General features: G+C 68.6%; 16 protein-coding genes. 6 read left to right on the top strand and 10 right to left on the bottom strand.

From position 1 onward, the window contains the following. Positions 1 to 151 precede the first annotated feature (151 nt). The gene (locus tag NA12_RS12605) at positions 152 to 943 is read left to right on the top strand and encodes a helix-turn-helix transcriptional regulator (protein WP_243654707.1); all 792 of its coding nucleotides are present in this window, start codon (positions 152 to 154) and stop codon (positions 941 to 943) included. Here the strand turns inward: NA12_RS12605 and NA12_RS12600 are convergent. After that, a complete protein-coding gene (locus NA12_RS12600; RefSeq protein WP_067449451.1) occupies positions 940 to 1,773 on the bottom strand; it encodes an alpha/beta fold hydrolase in 834 nt (277 codons plus the stop codon). The two genes, NA12_RS12605 and NA12_RS12600, sit on opposite strands and share 4 nt — an antisense overlap. A 216-nt stretch (positions 1,774 to 1,989) precedes the next feature. Here NA12_RS12600 and NA12_RS12595 point away from each other — a divergent pair, with 216 nt between their 5' ends. After that, a complete protein-coding gene (locus NA12_RS12595; protein ID WP_067449450.1) occupies positions 1,990 to 2,886 on the top strand; it encodes a hypothetical protein in 897 nt (298 codons plus the stop codon). Here the strand turns inward: NA12_RS12595 and NA12_RS12590 are convergent. From NA12_RS12590 to NA12_RS12570, 5 genes are all read right to left on the bottom strand, one after another. Continuing rightward, the gene (locus tag NA12_RS12590; protein ID WP_067449449.1) at positions 2,874 to 4,049 is read right to left on the bottom strand and encodes a hypothetical protein; all 1,176 of its coding nucleotides are present in this window, start codon (positions 4,047 to 4,049) and stop codon (positions 2,874 to 2,876) included. The two genes, NA12_RS12595 and NA12_RS12590, sit on opposite strands and share 13 nt — an antisense overlap. 9 nt (positions 4,050 to 4,058) lie before the next feature. Beyond that, positions 4,059 to 4,754, bottom strand: a complete 696-nt coding sequence (gene mtnC, locus NA12_RS12585) for an acireductone synthase (protein ID WP_067449448.1) — start codon at positions 4,752 to 4,754, stop codon at positions 4,059 to 4,061. Then, positions 4,751 to 5,320 carry a 1,2-dihydroxy-3-keto-5-methylthiopentene dioxygenase gene (locus tag NA12_RS12580; RefSeq protein ID WP_067449447.1) on the bottom strand — a complete coding sequence of 190 codons (570 nt, stop codon included), beginning with the start codon at positions 5,318 to 5,320 and terminating at the stop codon, positions 4,751 to 4,753. The genes mtnC and NA12_RS12580 overlap by 4 nt, the downstream gene beginning before the upstream one ends. Beyond that, positions 5,317 to 7,167, bottom strand: a complete 1,851-nt coding sequence (locus tag NA12_RS12575) for a bifunctional S-methyl-5-thioribose-1-phosphate isomerase/methylthioribulose 1-phosphate dehydratase (RefSeq protein ID WP_067449446.1) — start codon at positions 7,165 to 7,167, stop codon at positions 5,317 to 5,319. Before NA12_RS12575 ends, NA12_RS12580 begins: the two co-directional genes overlap by 4 nt. A 121-nt stretch (positions 7,168 to 7,288) precedes the next feature. Then, the gene (locus NA12_RS12570) at positions 7,289 to 9,643 is read right to left on the bottom strand and encodes an arylsulfatase (protein WP_067449445.1); all 2,355 of its coding nucleotides are present in this window, start codon (positions 9,641 to 9,643) and stop codon (positions 7,289 to 7,291) included. Between the two features lie 262 nt (positions 9,644 to 9,905). On the opposite strand from NA12_RS12570, the gene NA12_RS12565 reads away from it, so the two are divergent. Genes NA12_RS12565 through NA12_RS34615 form a run of 4 tightly spaced genes read left to right on the top strand, consistent with a single transcriptional unit; the run spans position 9,906 to position 15,209 of the window. Beyond that, positions 9,906 to 11,483, top strand: a complete 1,578-nt coding sequence (locus NA12_RS12565) for an ABC transporter substrate-binding protein (protein ID WP_067449444.1) — start codon at positions 9,906 to 9,908, stop codon at positions 11,481 to 11,483. After that, positions 11,480 to 12,439: an ABC transporter permease gene (locus NA12_RS12560; RefSeq protein WP_067449443.1), complete on the top strand. Its 960-nt coding sequence runs from the start codon at positions 11,480 to 11,482 to the stop codon at positions 12,437 to 12,439. Before NA12_RS12565 ends, NA12_RS12560 begins: the two co-directional genes overlap by 4 nt. A gap of 2 nt (positions 12,440 to 12,441) precedes the next feature. Continuing rightward, positions 12,442 to 13,296 (top strand): ABC transporter permease, encoded by an 855-nt coding sequence (locus tag NA12_RS12555; RefSeq protein WP_067449543.1) that lies wholly within the window; start codon positions 12,442 to 12,444, stop codon positions 13,294 to 13,296. Continuing rightward, the gene (locus NA12_RS34615; RefSeq protein WP_067449442.1) at positions 13,293 to 15,209 is read left to right on the top strand and encodes a dipeptide ABC transporter ATP-binding protein; all 1,917 of its coding nucleotides are present in this window, start codon (positions 13,293 to 13,295) and stop codon (positions 15,207 to 15,209) included. The genes NA12_RS12555 and NA12_RS34615 overlap by 4 nt, the downstream gene beginning before the upstream one ends. Positions 15,210 to 15,259: 50 nt before the next feature. Here NA12_RS34615 and NA12_RS33635 read toward each other — a convergent pair whose 3' ends face one another. The 4 genes from NA12_RS33635 to NA12_RS12530 all read right to left on the bottom strand — a co-directional run bounded on the left by NA12_RS33635 (position 15,260) and on the right by NA12_RS12530 (position 18,617). Continuing rightward, positions 15,260 to 15,415, bottom strand: coding sequence for a hypothetical protein (locus tag NA12_RS33635; RefSeq protein WP_157106390.1), 156 nt, complete (start codon positions 15,413 to 15,415; stop codon positions 15,260 to 15,262). Between the two features lie 259 nt (positions 15,416 to 15,674). Next, a complete protein-coding gene (locus NA12_RS12540) occupies positions 15,675 to 17,414 on the bottom strand; it encodes an NTP transferase domain-containing protein (protein WP_067449440.1) in 1,740 nt (579 codons plus the stop codon). Between the two features lie 119 nt (positions 17,415 to 17,533). Beyond that, positions 17,534 to 17,824, bottom strand: a complete 291-nt coding sequence (locus tag NA12_RS12535) for an MGMT family protein (protein WP_067449439.1) — start codon at positions 17,822 to 17,824, stop codon at positions 17,534 to 17,536. A gap of 4 nt (positions 17,825 to 17,828) precedes the next feature. Further along, a complete protein-coding gene (locus tag NA12_RS12530) occupies positions 17,829 to 18,617 on the bottom strand; it encodes an alpha/beta fold hydrolase (protein ID WP_067449438.1) in 789 nt (262 codons plus the stop codon). Between the last annotated feature and the right edge of the window lie 57 nt (positions 18,618 to 18,674).

Raw genomic sequence — 18,674 nt, 5'->3', positions numbered from 1 at the left:
CCGTATTTCGTGACCGCGCACACAGTTGCCCTTCGGTAACTACCCAAACTGCGCGGCGCTAATATAAAGAAACGGCATCTTTTCCGGTCGGCTGTTGGCTCACGGTTCAATAGTCATTCAGGATTGGCCCGTGCAGACAGGGAGGGTTGGGGTGATACCGAAGCCATCATTCGACGGGCCCGACGGGCCGCCGAAACCGCCGACGCTCGGCGGGTTGCTCCGGCGACTTCGCGACGATCGGCGGATTTCGCGAGAGAAACTCGCCTTCGCGGCGGGAGTCAGCTCCAGCTACATCACTCATTTGGAGAGCGGCGACCGGGATCGGCCGACACACGCGGTGATCGAGGCGCTCGTGCGCTACCTCGACCGGATCACGCCGGTGACCGATATCGAGCGCAGACACCTTTTCGATCTTGCCGGCCTCGCGCCGGTCGACAATCCGACGGTCGAGGATCTGCGCGCCGAGATCAGCGCCGATATGCGCCGGACCTTGGCGCTGCAGGAACCTGATCTAGCTGCCTATGTCGACACGTGCTGGAATGTGCTGGCGGTCAACGAATCCTACGAACGCGCGTTTCCCGGACTGGTCTCCGACGTCAATATTCTGCGCTGGTTCTTCGGCAACCCGCTCTCGCGCAAAGTAATGGTCGAATGGGAGAAGGAGTCCACGCTCACCGTGCAGTGGCTGCGTGGTCTGATCGGGCAGCAGGGCGGCGGGGATTGGGCGACGGAATTGCTCGACGAATTGGCGCAATATCGCGACTTCCGCCGTATCTGGGACGACGGCGACACCGTCTACGGCCGCGAGCACACCGCCATGCGGTTGTGCGACCTCCACACCGGCGAGAACTACACCGTCGATGTCCAGCTGTTCCGGCTCGACTCCGTCGCCTACCCCGGCCGCATCCAGTACTACCTGGGCGTTCGCGGTCCCGACCGCTAGATCCCGACGACCGTCACCGGCTCGACGGCGTACGGGGTGCAGGCCGTGACGAGTGCGGCGAGCGCCGCGCCGACCTGCTCGGGATGGGTCAGCGCGCAGCCGTGGCCCGCGCCCGCCACCGTGCGAACCGCACGCGCCCCCGGCAGCCCGTCGGCCACTCGCGTGGATTTGTCCACGGTGCTGCTGTGGTCGTGTTCGCCACGCAACACGAGTGCGGGCACAGTGATCTCACCGAGCCGCCCATGGATCGAGTCGCGGCCGATCAGGCACTCGGCCGCAGGCCGGATGGCGGTGCGATCGCGGGCCAGCCACCGGTTGATCCAGGTGTGCCAGATCCGCGTGTCGGCGCCGCCGATCAATCGCGGCGCGAGATCCTCGGCCAGCGGCCGCAAAGCGCCTGTGCCACACCATTCGTCGAAGAAGTTCTCGTAATAGGTTTCGTCGGCTCTGGTGCACGCGTCGGCATCGGTATCGAGTAGTGCCAGTCCGGTGACGCGTTCGGGTGCGAGCAATGCCATCCGCAATGCCGCGTATCCGCCCTGGCTCACGCCGCCGACAATCGCGTGCTCGATCCCGAGCGCGTCGAGCACCCGTAGACCATCGGTAGCCAGGTCCCAGTAATCGAAGCGGGGGTCGGCGCCGTATCCGGTGCGCCCGTGGCCGCGGGCATCCCAGGCCACGACATTGATATCGGTGTGCGCCAATACTTTCCGGATCGGGTCGAACATGGATTCGTCCATGAGGAATCCATGGGCGAGCAGCAGCGTCGGACCGTCGGCTGCATCGGTGCGGAAATGGACATTGACGGCATCGGAGTGCACGAAGGGCATTGCTGAAACATACAAGCCAGCCGGTCTATTACGCCCGGTTGCGGACCGAATGCGGTACTGCGGTGCAGAGGGCCGACGGTCCTGTGAATTCACTGGCGAGTGTATGTACCTCACCGGGGACACTTATTTGCGCGCGCCCAGTGGACATGTCTGTTCATCGCCGATTGGATAGGGGGCGTACCGATATTCGGCTCGAATCGGAAATATGGGGATTTGATGAGGGTGATAGAGCATGGGTTGGACGCCCATATCAGTCTGGCCGCCGCGGGCGACAGCGTCTCCGCGACCTTCGCGATCTGCGACGCGGAGGGTAGGGCGATCTGGTACGGCCCGTTCATCGACGCCGACGCCGATCATCCGCGCGGCGACCACGTCGCGGCGGCGATGGGGGCCGCGGGCCGCGCGATCTGGCTGGCGGGCCGAGCGCGTGAGGACACCGGGGTGGAGAAGGTGACGTTGCACCTCGCGGTCAGTGAGGCCGAACTCGACGACATCACTCTGGCCTGCACCGCGTCGATGGCCGGTCTCGCACTGGATCTGGTTGTCACCGAGGACAATCCGGCACTGGACTGGTGCCAGGCGTTCGGCAGGCTCGATTGGGCGGGACCGTTGAACGGTCTGGTCGATCCGGAAATGCCACAAACGACTCCGGCGCTGCGTGCGATCACCGGCGGCCTCGACCACCGACCCGAACCACAGGAAAGGCTCGTCATGCCCGAACTAACTCTGGATTCGTCGACGGAACTGCGCGCGGCGCTGGAAGATCTGCTGCTGCACGACGCTGTCGGTATGGACGCCACCATGCGCCACGCCGTCGCCGCCGTCGTGCACCTCGTCGTCGACACCCCGCACGGCCCGCCCGAGGACGCCGAGGAATTCCTGGGCCGCCTCGACGCCTCCTGGCTGGTCGCGGCCTGGCTCGGTCACGACAGCGAACTCTCGCTCATCGCGACTCTCGCCGCCGGCGAGATCCCCGCCCTGTCCTGGTGCGAACTGATGTTCACCACCACGCTGGCGCCGTGGTCGTCGAGCCCGGTCGCGATCCACGCCCGACGGGTGTTCGGGACAGTACAGCGCGCGCCGCTGGGGGCTGTCCGGGCTCAGGTCGGCTGAGCCGCGCCGGTGGGTCGGTGTTCGACCACCGTGACGCCGAGTTCGCGCAGGCGGCAGCAGATTTCCGGCGGGAACAACGCCCTGGGATAGACCAGCGCGGTGTTGCCGTAGCTCAGGACCGCGCAGTCCGCGCGAACGACGACCTTGGTGACGATCGAATACGGTGCGCGCAGCATGAAGGTGGCACCGCCGAGGACGAGCGCGTCGGTGCCGAACTGGGCCGCCAGGCCGCTGGCTACCGGCAACAGTCCCTGATACTGGCGAAGGGCGTTGTCCGACGGGCGGCGCATCCACCACCGGATCGTGAGCCCGAACAGCGACGCGGTGGCCAGTGCCGTCAGCGCACCGGGGACTCCGAATCCCAGTGCGCCGAGCGCACAGGCTTCGACCAGCAAGAATACGGTGGCGAGCTGACCTGTGACCCGCCGCCACGGCTCCAGGCGGCGCGCGATGGTGAGCCCGCGTGCGGTGTCGGCCGCGATCACCGTGTGCGCCTGCGGGAGCGGGAGCCGAGGGAACGGCGGCAGCGGGGACGGCCGCGCGGCGGGATCGGTCTCGATGAGCAGCCGTAACCGGGTGAGCAGCGCGTCGGGGAACAGCGCCCGGGGCAGTGCGAGATGCCGATTGTCGAAACCCAGTGTGACAACGCGGCGGTTGGCTTCGACGGAGCTGATGCGGTCGTACCCGATCCGGGTACGCGAGGAACTGTCACCGAGGTCGAGCGCGTCGGCACCGAGTGTGATGGCGCACAGGGCGGTCGTGATATCGGACCGGGTCAGGCTCCGGAACTGGCGACGGAGCGAGAAGTACATGACGATCACGACATACGCGACGACCGCACCCTGAAACGCCAATATCTTTGCCGGCGGGAGGTCGAGCCAGAGCAGCACGATCGTGCTCGCCGGGATCGCGATCGCCAACAAGATCGCGATCTGCCGTGGCGCTGCTCGCAGCGCGTTGTGCCGGGCGAGCTGCGCGGCCGTCTCGGGTGTCATCACGACGGTCGCATCCGGGGCGTCCAGGCCGGGGATCTCGGGTGCGAGCTGGGTGAACGGGTCGACATCGGGCTGGGCGACGGTCGTCGGCAGCGGCTGGACCGATGCCGGTGCCGGCGGATCTGTCGGCGGCGGGGCTGGTTCGAGGCTTGGCCCCTGGTCGTTCATGGAAGCAGACTAGTCGGACGGTATCCGTGGATCGACGTCAGCGAAGGAACTCACCCAGAGGTGCGGTGGGCGTGGGGGATTGGGTTCGCCGGGGCGGTGTACTCCGACGGCCTGCCAGCCCGCGCTGACGGCCGCGTCCAGTTCGTCCGGGTGGTCGGACAGGAACAGGATCTCCGGTGGGGCGACGCCGATGCGTTCGGCGATGGCCGCATAGGAGGCGGGCTCGCGTTTGGGGCCCGCCGTGACCAGGTCGAAGTGGTCGGTGACGAGGTCGGACAGATCGCCCGCGTCGGCGAAGGCGAACCAATCGCGTTGGTTTCGCTCGGACCCCGAGGAGTAGACGAACAGCTGGAAGCCGTTGGCGTGCCAGGCTTTCAGGGCAGGGGCGACGTCATCGAAGAATCGGCCGTGCAGCGCGCCCGCGCGGAATCCCTGCGCGCAGATCGCGCCCTGCGCCGTCTTGAGCGGTTCGGCCTTGACGTCGGATGCCAGCCAGCCGCACAGGATCTCGGCGACGCGATCGGGTCCGGCATGCGGCTCTCCGGCGAGTTCACGGGTCCCCGCGAGCACCGAATCCGCTGTGCCGTCGGTATTCTCGGCCAGCCAGGTGGACAGGTGGGCGCGGGTGTATCCGTAGAGGTCGGTGCGGACCGCGTCGGTGGGGCTGGTGGTGCCCTCGATGTCGAGGACGATCGCGCGGGTCACCCGAGCAGTTCGTCGAGTGTGGGGAAGCCCGCGCTGATCTTGTCGCCGGTGAAGTCGCCGACCCAGCCGTCGGCCTCCTCGAAGAAGCGGATGGCGATGAAGTCCGGCGTGGTGCCCATGTCGAACCAGTGCAGCGTGCCTGCGGGGACGGAGAGCAGGTCGCCCGCCTCGCAGACCGTCGCGAGCACCGCGTCGCCGACGTGCAGGTAGAAGCAGCCGTGGCCCGCGGCGAAGAAGCGCACCTCGTCCTCGGCGTGGCGATGCTCGTCGAGGAACTTCGCGCGCGCGCCGGCGGCGGTGGCGGGCCATTCCGGATTGTCGGCGTCGGGATGGATGCGGGCGATGTCGATGTGCCGGTAGCGACCCGTGGCATTGAGGTCGGCGATCTGCGGGCCGTAGTGGGCGAGCAGGGCGTCGGAGTCCGTGGCGGCGGCATCGGCGCGGACATCCCAGTGCGAGTAGGCGATACCGTGCTGGGCCAGCTCGGTGCCGATCTCGGTGGGGTCGGTGGTGCGCACCCGGACGTCGGCGGCGTTGTCGGCGGCCATCACTTGCAGCAGGGTCATGTCGGTCCGATCTCGAGGGGTGTGGCGACGGTAGGTCCGATGCGGGCGATCAACTCGCACAGGGCTTCCAGGCATTCGGCGCGATCGCGCGCCTGGGCGAGAGTCTCACCCCAGGTGGTGATCCCGTGTCCGGTGATGAACAGAATCGGTGGGGCATCGGGGTTTTCGCGGAGATAGGTCTCGATGTCGGTGCCGATCCGGGCCACCTCCGGCCAGTTCGGGAACACCGGGATCACGACCGTCGACGGATCGGCCAGACCGAACCCTTTGAGTAGTTCGAAACCGCTGATCCGGACCGGGGTGACCGCGTCGCCGGGTCGCGCGGCCGTGGTCGCCAGCGCGGTGGCGAACGGGGAGTGCACGTGCACCACCGCGCCGGCCGGGCGGGTGCGATAGACGGCGGTGTGAATGCTGGTCTCCGCGGAGGGTTTACGGCTCTGGCCGGGGCGCGCGGTGGTGTCGGCGATGGCGACGAGCACCGTGTCGTGCGCGCCCAGTTCGCCTTTGGACAATCCGCTGGCGGTGATGAGCGCGTCCTCGCCGCTGCCGGGGTCGACCGGGGCGATCCGCACCGAGATATTGCCCGCGGTGCCCGGCATCCACCCCCGCTGGTAGAGCTGACGCGCGGTGGCGGCGATCGCCAGACCTCGGTCGGCGAGCGTCGCGCCCTGCTCGCTGTCGGCGAGCGTCGCGCCCTGCTCGCTGTCGGCGAACGTCGTGCCCTGCTGGCTGCCGGCGAACCCCACGCCCCGCGTCGTGTCGGCGGGAACCGCCCGGCCTCGGTCGTCGAACGAATCCGAATTGCGGTAGACGACACCGTTTTCCGTGACCACCGCGGTGACGAGGTCGGTGGGCGTCACATCGAAGGCCGGGTTGAACACCGCGGTCCCCGCCGGTGCCGTCGCGACCCCACCGAACCCGGTCACCTCCGTGCCGGCCCGCTGTTCCACCACGATCTGCGCGCCCGTCGCCATCGCGGTATCGCGGGTGGACTCCGGGGCGACCACGATGAACGGGATGCCGTGGTGGCGGGCGGCCAGGGCCAGGGTGAAGGTGCCGATCTTGTTGGCGACATCGCCGTTGGCGGTGATCCGGTCCGCGCCGACGAGCACGGCGTCGACCTGTCCGGTCGCCATCGCCCAGGCGGCGGCGGAGTCGATGGTCAGCCGATGCGGAATGCCGGCCTCGGCCAGTTCCCAGGCGGTGAGCCGGGCACCCTGGAGGAGCGGGCGGGTCTCGTCGACGATCACGTCCGCGACGACACCGCGCTCGTGCAACACCCGCAGCGCGCCGATCGCGGTCCCCACCGCGCTGGTGGCCAGGCGTCCGGTGTTGCAGTGGGTGAGCAGGCGCAGCGGCCGCGCACCGCACAGGCGTTGCACCAGGTCGGCGGCGTGAGTGGCGGCGGCCAGGTTGACCCGCCCGTCCTCGGCGAGCAAATCGAGGGTCTCGGCGAGCACCGCGTCGGCGCCCTCGCCGATCCGGGTCCGCACCCGCTCGACCGCCCAGGCCAGGTTCACCGCTGTCGGTCGAGCCGCGGCGATCCGGTCGGCCTCGGCCGCCACGGCGGCCACGTCGACCACGCCACCGCCTCGACTACCCACATCACCGACCGGACGATTCGACGTGTCCGCCGAGTCGTGGTGAGTGTGGGCTCTGGTCGCGATGACCACGCCGAACGCGCCCGCGATCCCGATCGCCGGAGCGCCGCGAATGGCGAGGGTGGTGATCGCCTCGATGATCTCGTCGACGGTACGCAGACGCAACTCCCGTACCTCGTGCGGCAGTCCGCGCTGGTCGATGGTGACGAGCGCACCGTCGTCCCAGATCAGGGAACTGTCGTCCATCTAGGTGTGTCCTGTCTGCGTGGCATTTCTAGCTGGTAAACGGTATCCGACCTGGTGGCGGCGCGATCTCCGGGGCCCGTCGAGGCGAGGCGACGACCGGATCCGCGTGGCGAGTGGTCCGCTATTCCGCGGCGTACTCGGCTTCGCGCTCCACCGCGTCGATCGTGCGCTGCGGGACCTGCACGGGCCCGGGTGTGTAGGTGATCGCGCGAAGGCCACCGGAGAAGCGGAAGGGTCCGCGGCGCTCGCGCAGATCCCACGAGACCGGGCCGCGCGCGTCGACGCCGACGGAGATCCCGGTCCACGGCGCCATGCCGACCAGTTGCACCTGGTCGGTGAGCTCGGCGAGTGGCGTGCCGTCGACCTGGATGGTGAAATCCCAGCGCAGCCGCGGCTCGATGGTGGCGCGCACGGTGATCTCGCGCGTCCCGACGGGCAGCGGTACGCCGACCGACGCGTACCGGCCGTAGCTGTTCACACCGAACACCACTTCGCCGTCCTCGATGTAGAGCAGGTACCCGCCGAGCGGGTCGCCGTGGGCGACGAGCACACCCTCGTCGCCGAGCTGGAAGCCGACCGCCTCGGCACGCTCCGGCGTCGTGCCGGACGGTCGTGCTCCGGTGAGGTCGGCCGCGATGATGAAGTCGCGGTAGGCGATCAGGCGCTGGGAGCGATAGCGCTCCAGGGTAGGGGTGCCGGGCAGCAGGCGCACCGGCGCGGCGAAACGCGCCTCCTCGGGTCGGCGACGGAACAGGTCGGCGCGGGTCAACAGTGGGAAAACTGTATTGGCCCATGCGGATTCGTCCCACGCGGCGGCCAGTTCGGCGGCCTTGTCCGGGTATCGGTCCGCGAGATCGTGCAGCTCTGTCGGATCGGCGCGCACATCGAACAGTTGCCAGTTCGGCGCGTCGATGTCGGCGTCGGAATCGTGCAGCGACAGCAGCTTCCAGCCGTCGCGGTAGAAGCCACGGTGCCCGGTCATCTCCGAGTACTGCTCGGTGTGCCGCGTCGGAGCCGTCTGATCTCGCAACAGCTCGGCCGCGGAAACACCGTCGAAGTCCTTGGCGGGCAGCCCGTTACGCACAGAGGGTCGGTCCAGGCCCGCCAACTCCAGCAGAGTCGGCGCGAGGTCGGTGACGTAGGCGTATTCGTGCCGGATGCCGGAATCGGCGTCGGTGCGCGGCAACCCCTTGGGCCATGACACGACCAGTGGCACCCGCACGCCGCCCGCGAAGGTCTGGCCCTTGTAGAACCGGAACGGGGTGTTGGACGCCTGCCCCCAGCCGCGCGGGTAGTGCACGCCCAGCTTCGCGGTGCCGATCAGGTCCTCGTCGTGCGGGACATCGGCCACCCAATCGGGGTCATCGACGTGGGCGAATTCGGCGAAATAGGAGCGGGTGCCCTCCGGTCCGCCCTCGGCGGTGCCGCCGTTGTCGGAGGTGAACACGATGATGGTGTTGTCGAGTTCGCCGAGGTCGTCGAGCAGGTCGACGATGCGCCCCAGGCTCTGGTCGATGCTGTCGACCATGCCCGCGTACACCTCCATGTACTTGGCGTAGCGCCGCTGCTCGTCGGCCGAGAGCGAGTCCCATTCCGCGGCTTCGTAACCCGGCTCGGTATTGCGCGGCTTCTGCTCGGTGCCCGGCGGGAACAGACCCTGGGCCAGCTGCTCGGCGAAGCGTCGCCTGCGCAGTTCGTCCCAGCCCTCGTCGTAGCGACCTCGATACTTGGCCTGATCCTCGGCCTTGGCCTGCAACGGCCCGTGCATCGCCACGTGCGCGAAGTACAGGAAGAACGGCTTTTCCGCGTCGTGCGCGCGCAGGTCTTTGATGTAGGACAGCGCCTTGTCGGTGAGATCGTCGGTGAGATAGTAGCCCTGCGGGTACTCCTCGACATCGACCACCGAACTGTCCGAGACCAGCTGGTTGGGGTAGTAGAAGGAGTTCAGCCCCTCCAGCGACCCGTAGTAGCGATCGAATCCGCGCTGGGTCGGCCACGAGTCGCGATGCGCCGACGGGTTCATCGTGGCGTCGCGCACCAGATGCCATTTGCCCACCGCGTAGGTGGCGTAGCCGTTGCCGCGCAGAATCTCGGGGAGGGTGAGCACATCGTCGGCGAGCTCGAGGCGCAGGCCGGGGTAGCCGGGGTCGGCGTTGGCCACGAAGCCGAAACCGGCACGGTGGGAATTGATTCCGGTGAGCAGCGCCGCGCGTGACGGCGAGCACAGCGGCGTCGTGTGGTAGTTCGAGAGCCGAACACCCCGCGCCGCGAGACGGTCGAGGGTCGGTGTCTCGATCTCCGAACCGAACGGACCGATATCGCTGTAACCCATGTCGTCCACGAGCACGACGACGATGTTCGGGGCACCGGCGGGCGCGGTGGGCGGATACGTCCAGTCGGGGGACGACTGCGCGGACGTGCGACCGGCCGAGCCGCCGAAGGATGCGTAACCGCGAGCATGGGGTGGAACAGGCATGCTGGCAGTAAAGGTGACATATCCGCTGGTCACCAGGGTTATATGCAGAGTGCGTGGAATCGGTGACCGGTGCACCGCAACTTGTTAGCGTCACTGCCGTGCCCACGAATCAGCCACCCTGCTGCTGTTCGTGTCGCGTCCCGCGCGGCTGACGAACGCCCACGACGTTCGCGGCCGAGCCGATGTGTTCCCTTCCCACGGTGCCCTGTGCACCCTCCTCGGCCCGCCGCGCGGGTCGATGCGTCTTTCGAGGATCTTCACGATGAGCTCAACTCCCGGTGGCTTCGGCCGTCGAAACTTCCTGCGCACCGGCGGTATCGCTGCCGCGGCCATCTTCGGCGGCGCCGCGCTGGCGGCCTGCACCTCGGCGGTCTCGGAACAGAAGGCGGGCGGAGACGACGCGACCCCGGTGCGCGGCGGCACCCTGAAGGTCGGCATCCGGGAGGACCTGGTGCCTGCGAACCTGCTCACCAACACCGGCGCGACCCCGGTCGTGATCGGCCTGGTCTACGAATCGCTGATCCGCTACCCGAACGACACCCTGGAACCGCGCCCCTTACTCGCCAAGTCGTGGCAGCTCGCCGCCGACGGCCGCTCGCTGAGCCTGGACCTGCGCGACGACGTGAAATTCCATACCGGGCGCCCCTTCACCGCCAAGGACGTGGAGTTCTCGATTCGCACCTACGCCGACGCCAAATGGTCCGCGCAGCTGCGTAGTTCGGCGGCCGCCGTCACCGGGTTCGACATCGTCTCGCCGACGCGGATCGTGTTGCAGCTCGCCCACCCGCTGAGCAACATCTTCGACCTGCTCGACACCGTGCCGATCCTGGACAGCGAAACGGCGGACAAGCTCGGCACCGGCGACACCTACATCGGCACCGGACCGTTCAAATACGTCCAGCGCGTACCGAACTCGCAGTTGGTCTTCGAGAAGAACCCGGACTACCGCAACCCCGAGCGGCCCTACCTCGACCGGGTCGAGGTCTCGATCATCCCCGACCCGAACGCGCTGCTCAACGCGTTGAAGTCCGGTCAGATCGCCGCGGCGCGCGAACTCGGCTACCGCGATGCCGAGAACCTCGGCAAGAGCGGCGGATTCACGGTGCACGACCTCGAAGGCGCCGAGCTGCAAGCCTATGTCGGCGTCAACGTGACCGAACCGACGCTGGCCGATGTGCGGGTTCGCCAGGCCATCGCCTACTCCCTCGACCGTGAACGCATCGTCAACGAGGTGTTCCGCGGCGCGGGATATCCGCTCAACGTCCCGTGGCCCAAGAACTCGCCCGCCTTCGACCAATCCCGCAACACCCGCTTCAACCGCGATATCGGCAAGGCCAAGCAGCTCCTCGGGCAGGCGACCAAGCCGCCGAAGCTGCCGCTGACCTTCGCCCCCGGGTACGGCGAGGTCGCCCAGATCGTGCAGGCCAACCTCGCCGATATCGGCATCGAGGTCGAACTCGACCCGGTCGACGCCGCCACCTTCGTCAAGCAACTCACCGGCCAGCAGTTCCGTGGACTGTGGGTCACCGACCACTCGTGGGCACAGTTCGTCCCGTCGACGCTCACGGTGAGCGCCTACCCGTTCAACGCCCGCCGCAATGCCTCGCGCTACGAATCGCCCGCCTACACCGCGGCTGCCGACACGGCATGGCAGCTGGCGCAGGGCACCGGACCCGAGGCGGTGCGCGCCTACCAGGCCGTCACCGACCAGCTGCTCGAAGGGCTGTTCCTGATCGAGATCGGCGTGCGTTTCCAGCAGTTCTCCACCACCAGCAAGGTGCACGGTCTCGCCTGGACCAAGCGGCGCGAACTCGTCCTCACCGACACCTTCCTGTCATGACGCGCTACCTGCTGCACCGACTCCCCTCGGCGTTGCTGGTGCTGTTCGGGGCCTCGCTACTGATCTTCCTACTGCTGCGGCTCGTCCCGGGTGACCCCGCCACCATCCTGGCGGGCAATGACGCGACACCGCAGACCATCGAGGTGATCCGTCACCAGCTCGGCCTCGACCGGTCGATCCCGGTGCAGTATCTGCAGTGGCTCGGCGACGTGTTCACCCTCGACCTCGGACGCTCCTACATCATCGGCGGCGAGATCACCGACCTGGTCGGCCGCGGACTCACCAACACGCTGGTGCTCACGGTGACCGCGCTGCTGCTGTCGGTGCTGGTGAGTCTGGTCGTGTCGGTGGCGTCGGTGCTGTGGCCCAGCCGCTGGCTCAATACTGTTGTCGCCGCTGCCAATACGATCGCTGTCGCACTGCCCACCTTCGTGGTGGGACCGCTGCTGGTGCTGGTGTTCGCCGTCGCGATTCCGGTGCTGCCCGCGGGCGGGGTGCCCCCGGACGGATTCATCGCGCGGCCCGATATCGCGGTGCAGTACCTGCTGCTGCCCGCGATCTGCCTCGCGCTGCCGGTCTCGGCGGCGCTCACCCGGTTCCTCACCGAGGCGTTGCGCACCGAACTCGCGAAACAGTATGTGCTGACAGCACGTTCACTCGGGATCGGCTATCGCGAGATCGTCACCAGGGGCGCGCTGCGCAACGCCCTGCCGACCATGCTCACCGTGCTCGGCATCCAGACCGGGCAGCTGCTCGGCGGTGCGGTGCTGGTGGAAGCGGCCTTCGTCTGGCCGGGCATCGGGCAGCTCATCGAGCAGGGGATCAGTCGTCGCGACTATCCGCTCGTGCAGGTGCTGTTGCTGCTGTCGGTGGCGGTGTTCGTGGTGATCCAGCTGATCACCGATGTCGCGCACGCGTGGCTCGACCCGCGCATTCGCATCGGAGGACGCTCGTGACGATCGAGAAAACCGCTGTCGCCGTAGATGAATCAGCACGGCGCCACGGACCCTTGTCCGCGCTGCGACACGGGCAGGGACTGGCCGGGGTGGTGCTGGTCGCTGTAGTGGCGCTGGCCGGGGTCTTCGCCGGGCTGCTCAGCTCCTACGATCCGCTCACCCAGATCCCCGGCGCCAACCTGCTCGGCCCGAGTGCGCAGCACTGGCTCGGCACCGACCACCTCAATCGCGATGTGGCCGCCCGTGTCCTGGCGGGCATCCGGATCGACCTGCTGATCGCGCTGCTCGCGGTGCCGATCGGCGCCCTGGTCGGCGCGCTGGTCGGGCTGGCCGCCACCGTCCACCCGATCGCGGACGTGACCGCCCAGCGGGTGTTCGATCTGATCCTGGCCTTCCCCACGCTGATCCTGGGGATCACCCTCGCCGCGATCACCGGGCCCGGCTGGCACGCGGTGGTCATCGTGATCGTCGCCGCCGAGATCCCGATCTTCGGCAGGCAGATCCGCACAGCGGTGCTCGCCGTGCGCGAACAGCCGTTCGTGGAAGCCTCGGAGGTGATCGGCGCCGACACCTGGTGGACCTTGCGAAAGCATGTGCTGCCCAACACGATCGAGCCGCTCGGCGTGCAGTTCGCGCTGTCGCTGTCGGTGGCGGTGTTCATCGAGGGCGCGATGAGTTTCATCGGGATCGGCGTGCTGCCCCCGCAGCCGTCGCTGGGTTCGCTGATCGCCGGCTCGATCGCCAACCTCGACGCCAACCCGTGGATCGCGATCGGACCGCTGGTCGTGGTGGCCGCGTTGACCCTGGGATTCCTATTGATCGCCCAAGCACTGGGCCGGGCAAGGAGATTGGCATGAGCGCACCATCCGACCAGCTCGACCCCGTGCTCGACATCGACGAGTTGACGGTGAGTTTCGGCGACCGGACGGTCGTCGACCGGGTGAGCCTGCGGGTTCGCCGGGGTGAAGTCGTGGCGCTCGTCGGTGAGTCCGGCTCTGGCAAATCGCTCACCGCGCGCTCGGTGCTCGGCCTGCTGCCGACGACGGCGCGGGCGGACGGGTCGATTCGGCTCGCGGACACGCAGGTCGTCGGCGCCGCGGAATCGGTGCTGCGGGACCTGCGGGGAACCAAGGCCGCCATGGTCTTCCAGGAGCCGCAGACCGCGCTGAACCCGGTGCAGAAGATCGGCACCCAGATCGTCCAGGCGCTGCGTGCGCACGGCGTCACCGACAAGGCCACCGCGCGAACCCGAGCGATCGAACTGCTCACGGCTGTGGACATTCCGGAGCCGGACAAGCGCCTCGACTGGTACCCGCACCAGCTCTCCGGCGGGCAGAAGCAGCGCGTGGTCATCGCGCTGGCCCTGTCCGGCGAGCCCGCGCTGCTCATCGCCGACGAACCCACCACCGCACTCGATGTCACCGTGCAGGCCGAGATCCTCGAACTCCTGCGCTCGCTGCAGCGTCAGCGCGGCACGGCGATCCTGTTCATCACCCATAACCTCGGGGTGGTCGCCGAGATCGCCGACCGGGTCGTGGTGATGCGCGAGGGGAAAGTTGTCGAGGAGCAGACGGTGTTCGGGTTGTTCGCCGACCCGGGCGAGGACTACACGCGGACGTTGCTGGCGGCGGTGCCGCGGTTGCCCGCGGTGTCGTCGCGGGGCGGCGATCAAGAACCCGCCGCCGATGCGGTCGATGACTCGGTGCCATCCGATGCTCCGGGCAGTGACAGCACCACGGCCTCGGCGGATGACAGTGACGCCGATCCGCGCGACCCATCCGATCACGACGAGTCGCCGGCTCAGACGAGCGAACCTGAGACCGACGCGCCCGCGGAAGCGTCGGAGAGTAGCGCTCGCCGGATTCTGCGGCGCGTCGTTGTGCGTGGCCCCGCGGTGGTCGCGGAAAAGGGCGGCGGGCTCGGCGAATCCGACTATCGCGACGTGCTGCGGATCGACGACCTGTCGGTGGTGTACCCGGGACGGCACGGCGGCACGTCTTTCCCCGCGCTGCAAGATATCTCGCTGACCCTCGGCCCCAGGGAAGTCCTCGGACTGGTCGGGGAATCCGGGTCCGGCAAGAGCACACTGGGGCGCACCGCGCTCGGACTCGTCCCCGCCACGACCGGACGAGTCGAGCTGCAAGGTGTCGCGCTGGCCGGCTTGTCACGGCGCGAGCTGCGTGGCCTGCGTAAGCATGTGGCGCTGGTGCACCAGGACGTGAGCGCCTCCCTCGATCCGCGACGTACCGTCGCCGACTCGATCGGCGAACCGTTGCAGGTGCATCGGGCGGCGTCCGGGGCGCTGTTGCACGCCAAGATCGCGAACCTGCTCGAATCGGTGCGGCTGCCAAGGGATTACGCGCAGCGCAGGCCGGGGGAGCTGTCCGGTGGGCAGCGTCAGCGGGTGGCGTTGGCTCGCGCGTTGGCCCTGGCACCGCGCCTACTGGTGGCCGACGAGCCGACCAGTGCGCTCGATGTGTCGGTGCAGGCGCAGGTGCTCGACCTGTTCGCCGACCTACGCGCCGAGTACGGCTTCGCCAGCCTGTTCATCAGTCACGATCTGGCCGTGGTGCACCAGGTCGCCGACCGGGTTGTGGTGCTGCGGCAGGGCCGGATCGTCGAAACCGGCGAGGTGCGCGCGGTATTCGCCGCACCGGCTCAGGAGTACACCCGCCGCCTGGTCGACGCGGTGCCCGTTCCCGATCCGTCGACGGCGCGGCGTGGGCGGGACGGATCCGGGGCAGGCGCGCTGCTGAGCATCGGGGCATGACGTGAACGAGCCGCCGGTAGCGATACCGGCGGCTCGTCGACTCACGTATTTCAGTGATGGCCGGGGCGGCGCTCGTCACGCCGATCGTCCTGGCCTGCTCGCGGCATCCCTTGCGAGTCCCGCCCCTGCTCCTGCCGCTGCTCCTGCTGCTGGCGCGGCATCTGCTTGGGCGTCTTCTTCGGTGCTTTTTTAGACTTGTCAGCCATCTCCACACGGTCCTTTCCGAGGGATAAGTGATTAAGCCTTCAACGCACTGTCCGACGCAATCCACCTCGCGTGCGGGGCGTCCCACGCCTGACCCGTCCAACAATAAGCACCAATTTCGCGAGACGGTAGACCTGCGCCAAAAATAGGCCTCTGACCAGCTCGAATTCGGCGTGTCCAGGGTGAATTCGGGGATTTGTCATCGGGTGCCGATCGATTCGCCCGGACATCCGGAACGGTAAATCGCGACCGGTGCGTTACTCAGGATAGGAGTGGCAGGAATTCAACCGTTGTTCCGTCGGTGGCGTCGGGCGGGACGATGACAAGGCCGTCGCGGTCGATCAGGCCGGCGAGGTGGGCGGTGCGGACCGTGGGGTCGCCGAGCCAGCCGCCGTCGGAGGCGTAGCGGGCGGGGGTGATGCGGTGGACCGGGGCGGTGATGGCGGCGGCGTTGTGCAGTGGGCCGAGGATCGCGCGGGGCAGCGGCGAGCCGGTGCGGGCGGCGACGATCGCGGGGGTGAGGGCGAGCAGGACGGCGATGGCCGCGAAGGGGTTGCCGGGCAGGCCGAGGACCGTTGGGCCGCTGGGAAGTTCGGCGACAATGGTGGAACCGCCGGGGCGCAGCGCGAGTCGGGGGACCACGATGTCGGCCTCGGCGCGGGCGATGGCGGTGCGGAGTTGATCGGCCGCGCCGCCGCCGGTGGCGCCGACTACGACGAGCAGATCGAAATCGGCCGTGTCGGTGAGCATGTCATCGAAGCCGTGCACGGTATCGCGCAGATGGACACGGTCGACGACACGAACACCGCAGCCCGCGAGCAGATCCGGCAGCACCGGCCCGATCGAGTCGCGGGTCTGGCCGGTCTGGAGCGGGCCGGTGCTACGAATCTCGTCGCCTGTCATGACAATTCGCGCTCGCACGGGTCCACGGACCGTGCCGGTGGTGACCTCGACCGAGGCCGCCGCTGAACGCAGCGCAGCGGTGACCCGGGTGCCCGCCGGTGCTACCAGGTCGCCGATATTGCTGTCCTCACCGCTCTTTCGGACATCGCCGCGAATCGGGCTGTCGGGCAGGCGGGCCAGTTCGTCGCCGGTGAGCGCGGCGAATTCGTCGCGCACCACCGAGGTGGTGCCGTCGGGGACGTGCGCGCCGGTGGCGATGCGCACCGCCTCGCCGGGGAGCAGTCCCGTCGGCCGCGCGCCACCCGCGAATCCGACGTCGCGGCGCAGCTGCCACGGACCGTCGCCGCACACGGCGTAACCGTCCATGGCCGAGACATCGAACCGGGGTAGCGGACCCGCGGCGGTGATCGGCGCCGCCAGCGCGGCGCCGGCAACCTCGCTCAGCGCGGCCTCGTAGGCGACCAGGGGAGTCAGGCCCGCGCCGATCCGTTCGCGTGCTTCGGTGAGATCGAGGCGGGGCGCCGCACGGTCGGCGGCGAAGGACTCGCGGGCGCGGCGTACCTCGTCATGGGTATCGCAGTCGGCGATGTCGGGTAGTTCGACGAGAACGGTCGCGGCGGGCACGATGGCCTTCATCGGCTGGTTCACCAGCGATCCCAGTTCGGCCAGCGCCGTCACCAGCGCACTGCGCCGCCAGGCGCCGACAAGGTACTGCGGGCGACCGGAATCGTCGATCGCGAAAACGGCATCAGCGCTGGACGCGGCCGCGCTGCGCAGCAGTTCGTGGACGGTCTCGTCGGTGAGGAAGGGCATGTCGGCCGCGAGCACGACCACCCAGGGCGCGGCGGAGCCGAGTGCGGTGAGGCCGGTGCCGATCGCGGCGACCGGGCCCGAACCCGGCGGTACCTCACGAACCTGCCCGAATCGGGCATCGAGTTCGTGACGATGCGGTCCGACCACGACCACCTCGGCGCAGTCGCGCACCGAATCCAGCGCGGCGTCGAGCATCGACCGCCCACCGATCATGATCGCCGGTTTGTCGATGCCACCCATTCGGCTGGCTCGCCCACCGGCGAGCACGATCGCGTCGGCGGTCATCGACGTACTCGGAATCGGGTGTTCAACACGAATTCATGCTAGTAGGCGCGACCGCGATGCTCGAGCCCGCGCAGCCGAGCCACTCCGGTCCCACCGGAGAACCTGACGGCGCGGCGCGCTCAGATCCGCGCCGTACGGAGAACGACCCGACCGTCGACGATCGGGACTCCCTCCTCGCCGAGAACGCGGAGTTGACGGGCGGCCAGGTGGGCGGCGGGACGGCCGGACGCGCCGATGACACGGTGCCAGGGGAGGTCGGCGGAATCGGTGCGCATGATCCAGCCGACCGTGCGCGCCGAGGAGAGCCCGGCCGCGTCGGCGATATCGCCGTAGGTGCGGACCCGGCCGGGCGGGATCGCGGCGACGAGTTCGCGGACCCGCTCCACCTGTTCCTCCGTCGTGACGGCCATCGGGCTACAGCACCGTGGCGATCAGCGCGGCCGTGTCGGCGGGCCTGGCCTGGGCGACCATGTGGTCGCAATCCCAGACCTCGGCGGTGAAGGTGTCCAGGTGCGTGGTGAGCGCGTCGAGGAACTCCGCGGTGACGTAGGGCGGCACCACCTTGCCTGCGCGGACCAGCACCGTCGGCAGGTCGGCGGGCGGCAGCACGAACGGGCGCGCCAGCTGACCCCAGTACGAGGTGATCGCGGGCTGGAAGACGCGCCAACCGACCCGTCCGCCCTCGGTCGGCACGAGGTGCTCGGCCAACTCCCGTTCGAGCGCCTCGGGGTCGACCTCGTCGGGTCCCCACGCACTGACCTGCTTGTCGGAGCGGGCTTCGGCGAGATCGGTGTAATCGGGGGAGGCCAGGTTGGCGAGGGCGATCTGTTCGATCAGTTTCGCGTCGATGCCGATGGCGGGATCGAGCAGGACGAGCGCGCGCACGAGATCGGGGTGCTGCCGGGCCAGATGGATACCGGTGGCGCCGCCGAAGGAATGACCGACCACGACGACCGGGCCGTCGGTCTCGGCCCGCAGCAGCTGCGCGAGATCGGCGACGATCGTTTCCAGATCCCAGGGCGGCAGCGAGGTGGAACGGCCGTGTCCGCGCAGGTCGGGGGCGATGATCCGGGCCTGGGGCAGATGCTCGGTGGCCAGGGTTTCCCATCGGTTGCCATGGCCGGTGAGGCCGTGCAGGGCGAGGACGACGGGACCGTCGGCGGGGCCGAATCGGTGCACATGTAGCGATGACACGACTGCCATTCTGGCCGGTCGCGCACACTCTCGCAGCGTGTCCCTCCGGTAGGGGTGCGCCGGTGT

Origin of the sequence: Nocardia alba NBRC 108234 (assembly GCF_001612665.1) — a bacterium.
Taxonomy (GTDB): Bacteria; Actinomycetota; Actinomycetes; order Mycobacteriales; family Mycobacteriaceae; genus Nocardia; species Nocardia alba.
The sequence above is the reverse complement of the archived record's forward strand: the minus strand, read 5'-3'. Positions and strand labels throughout refer to the sequence as shown.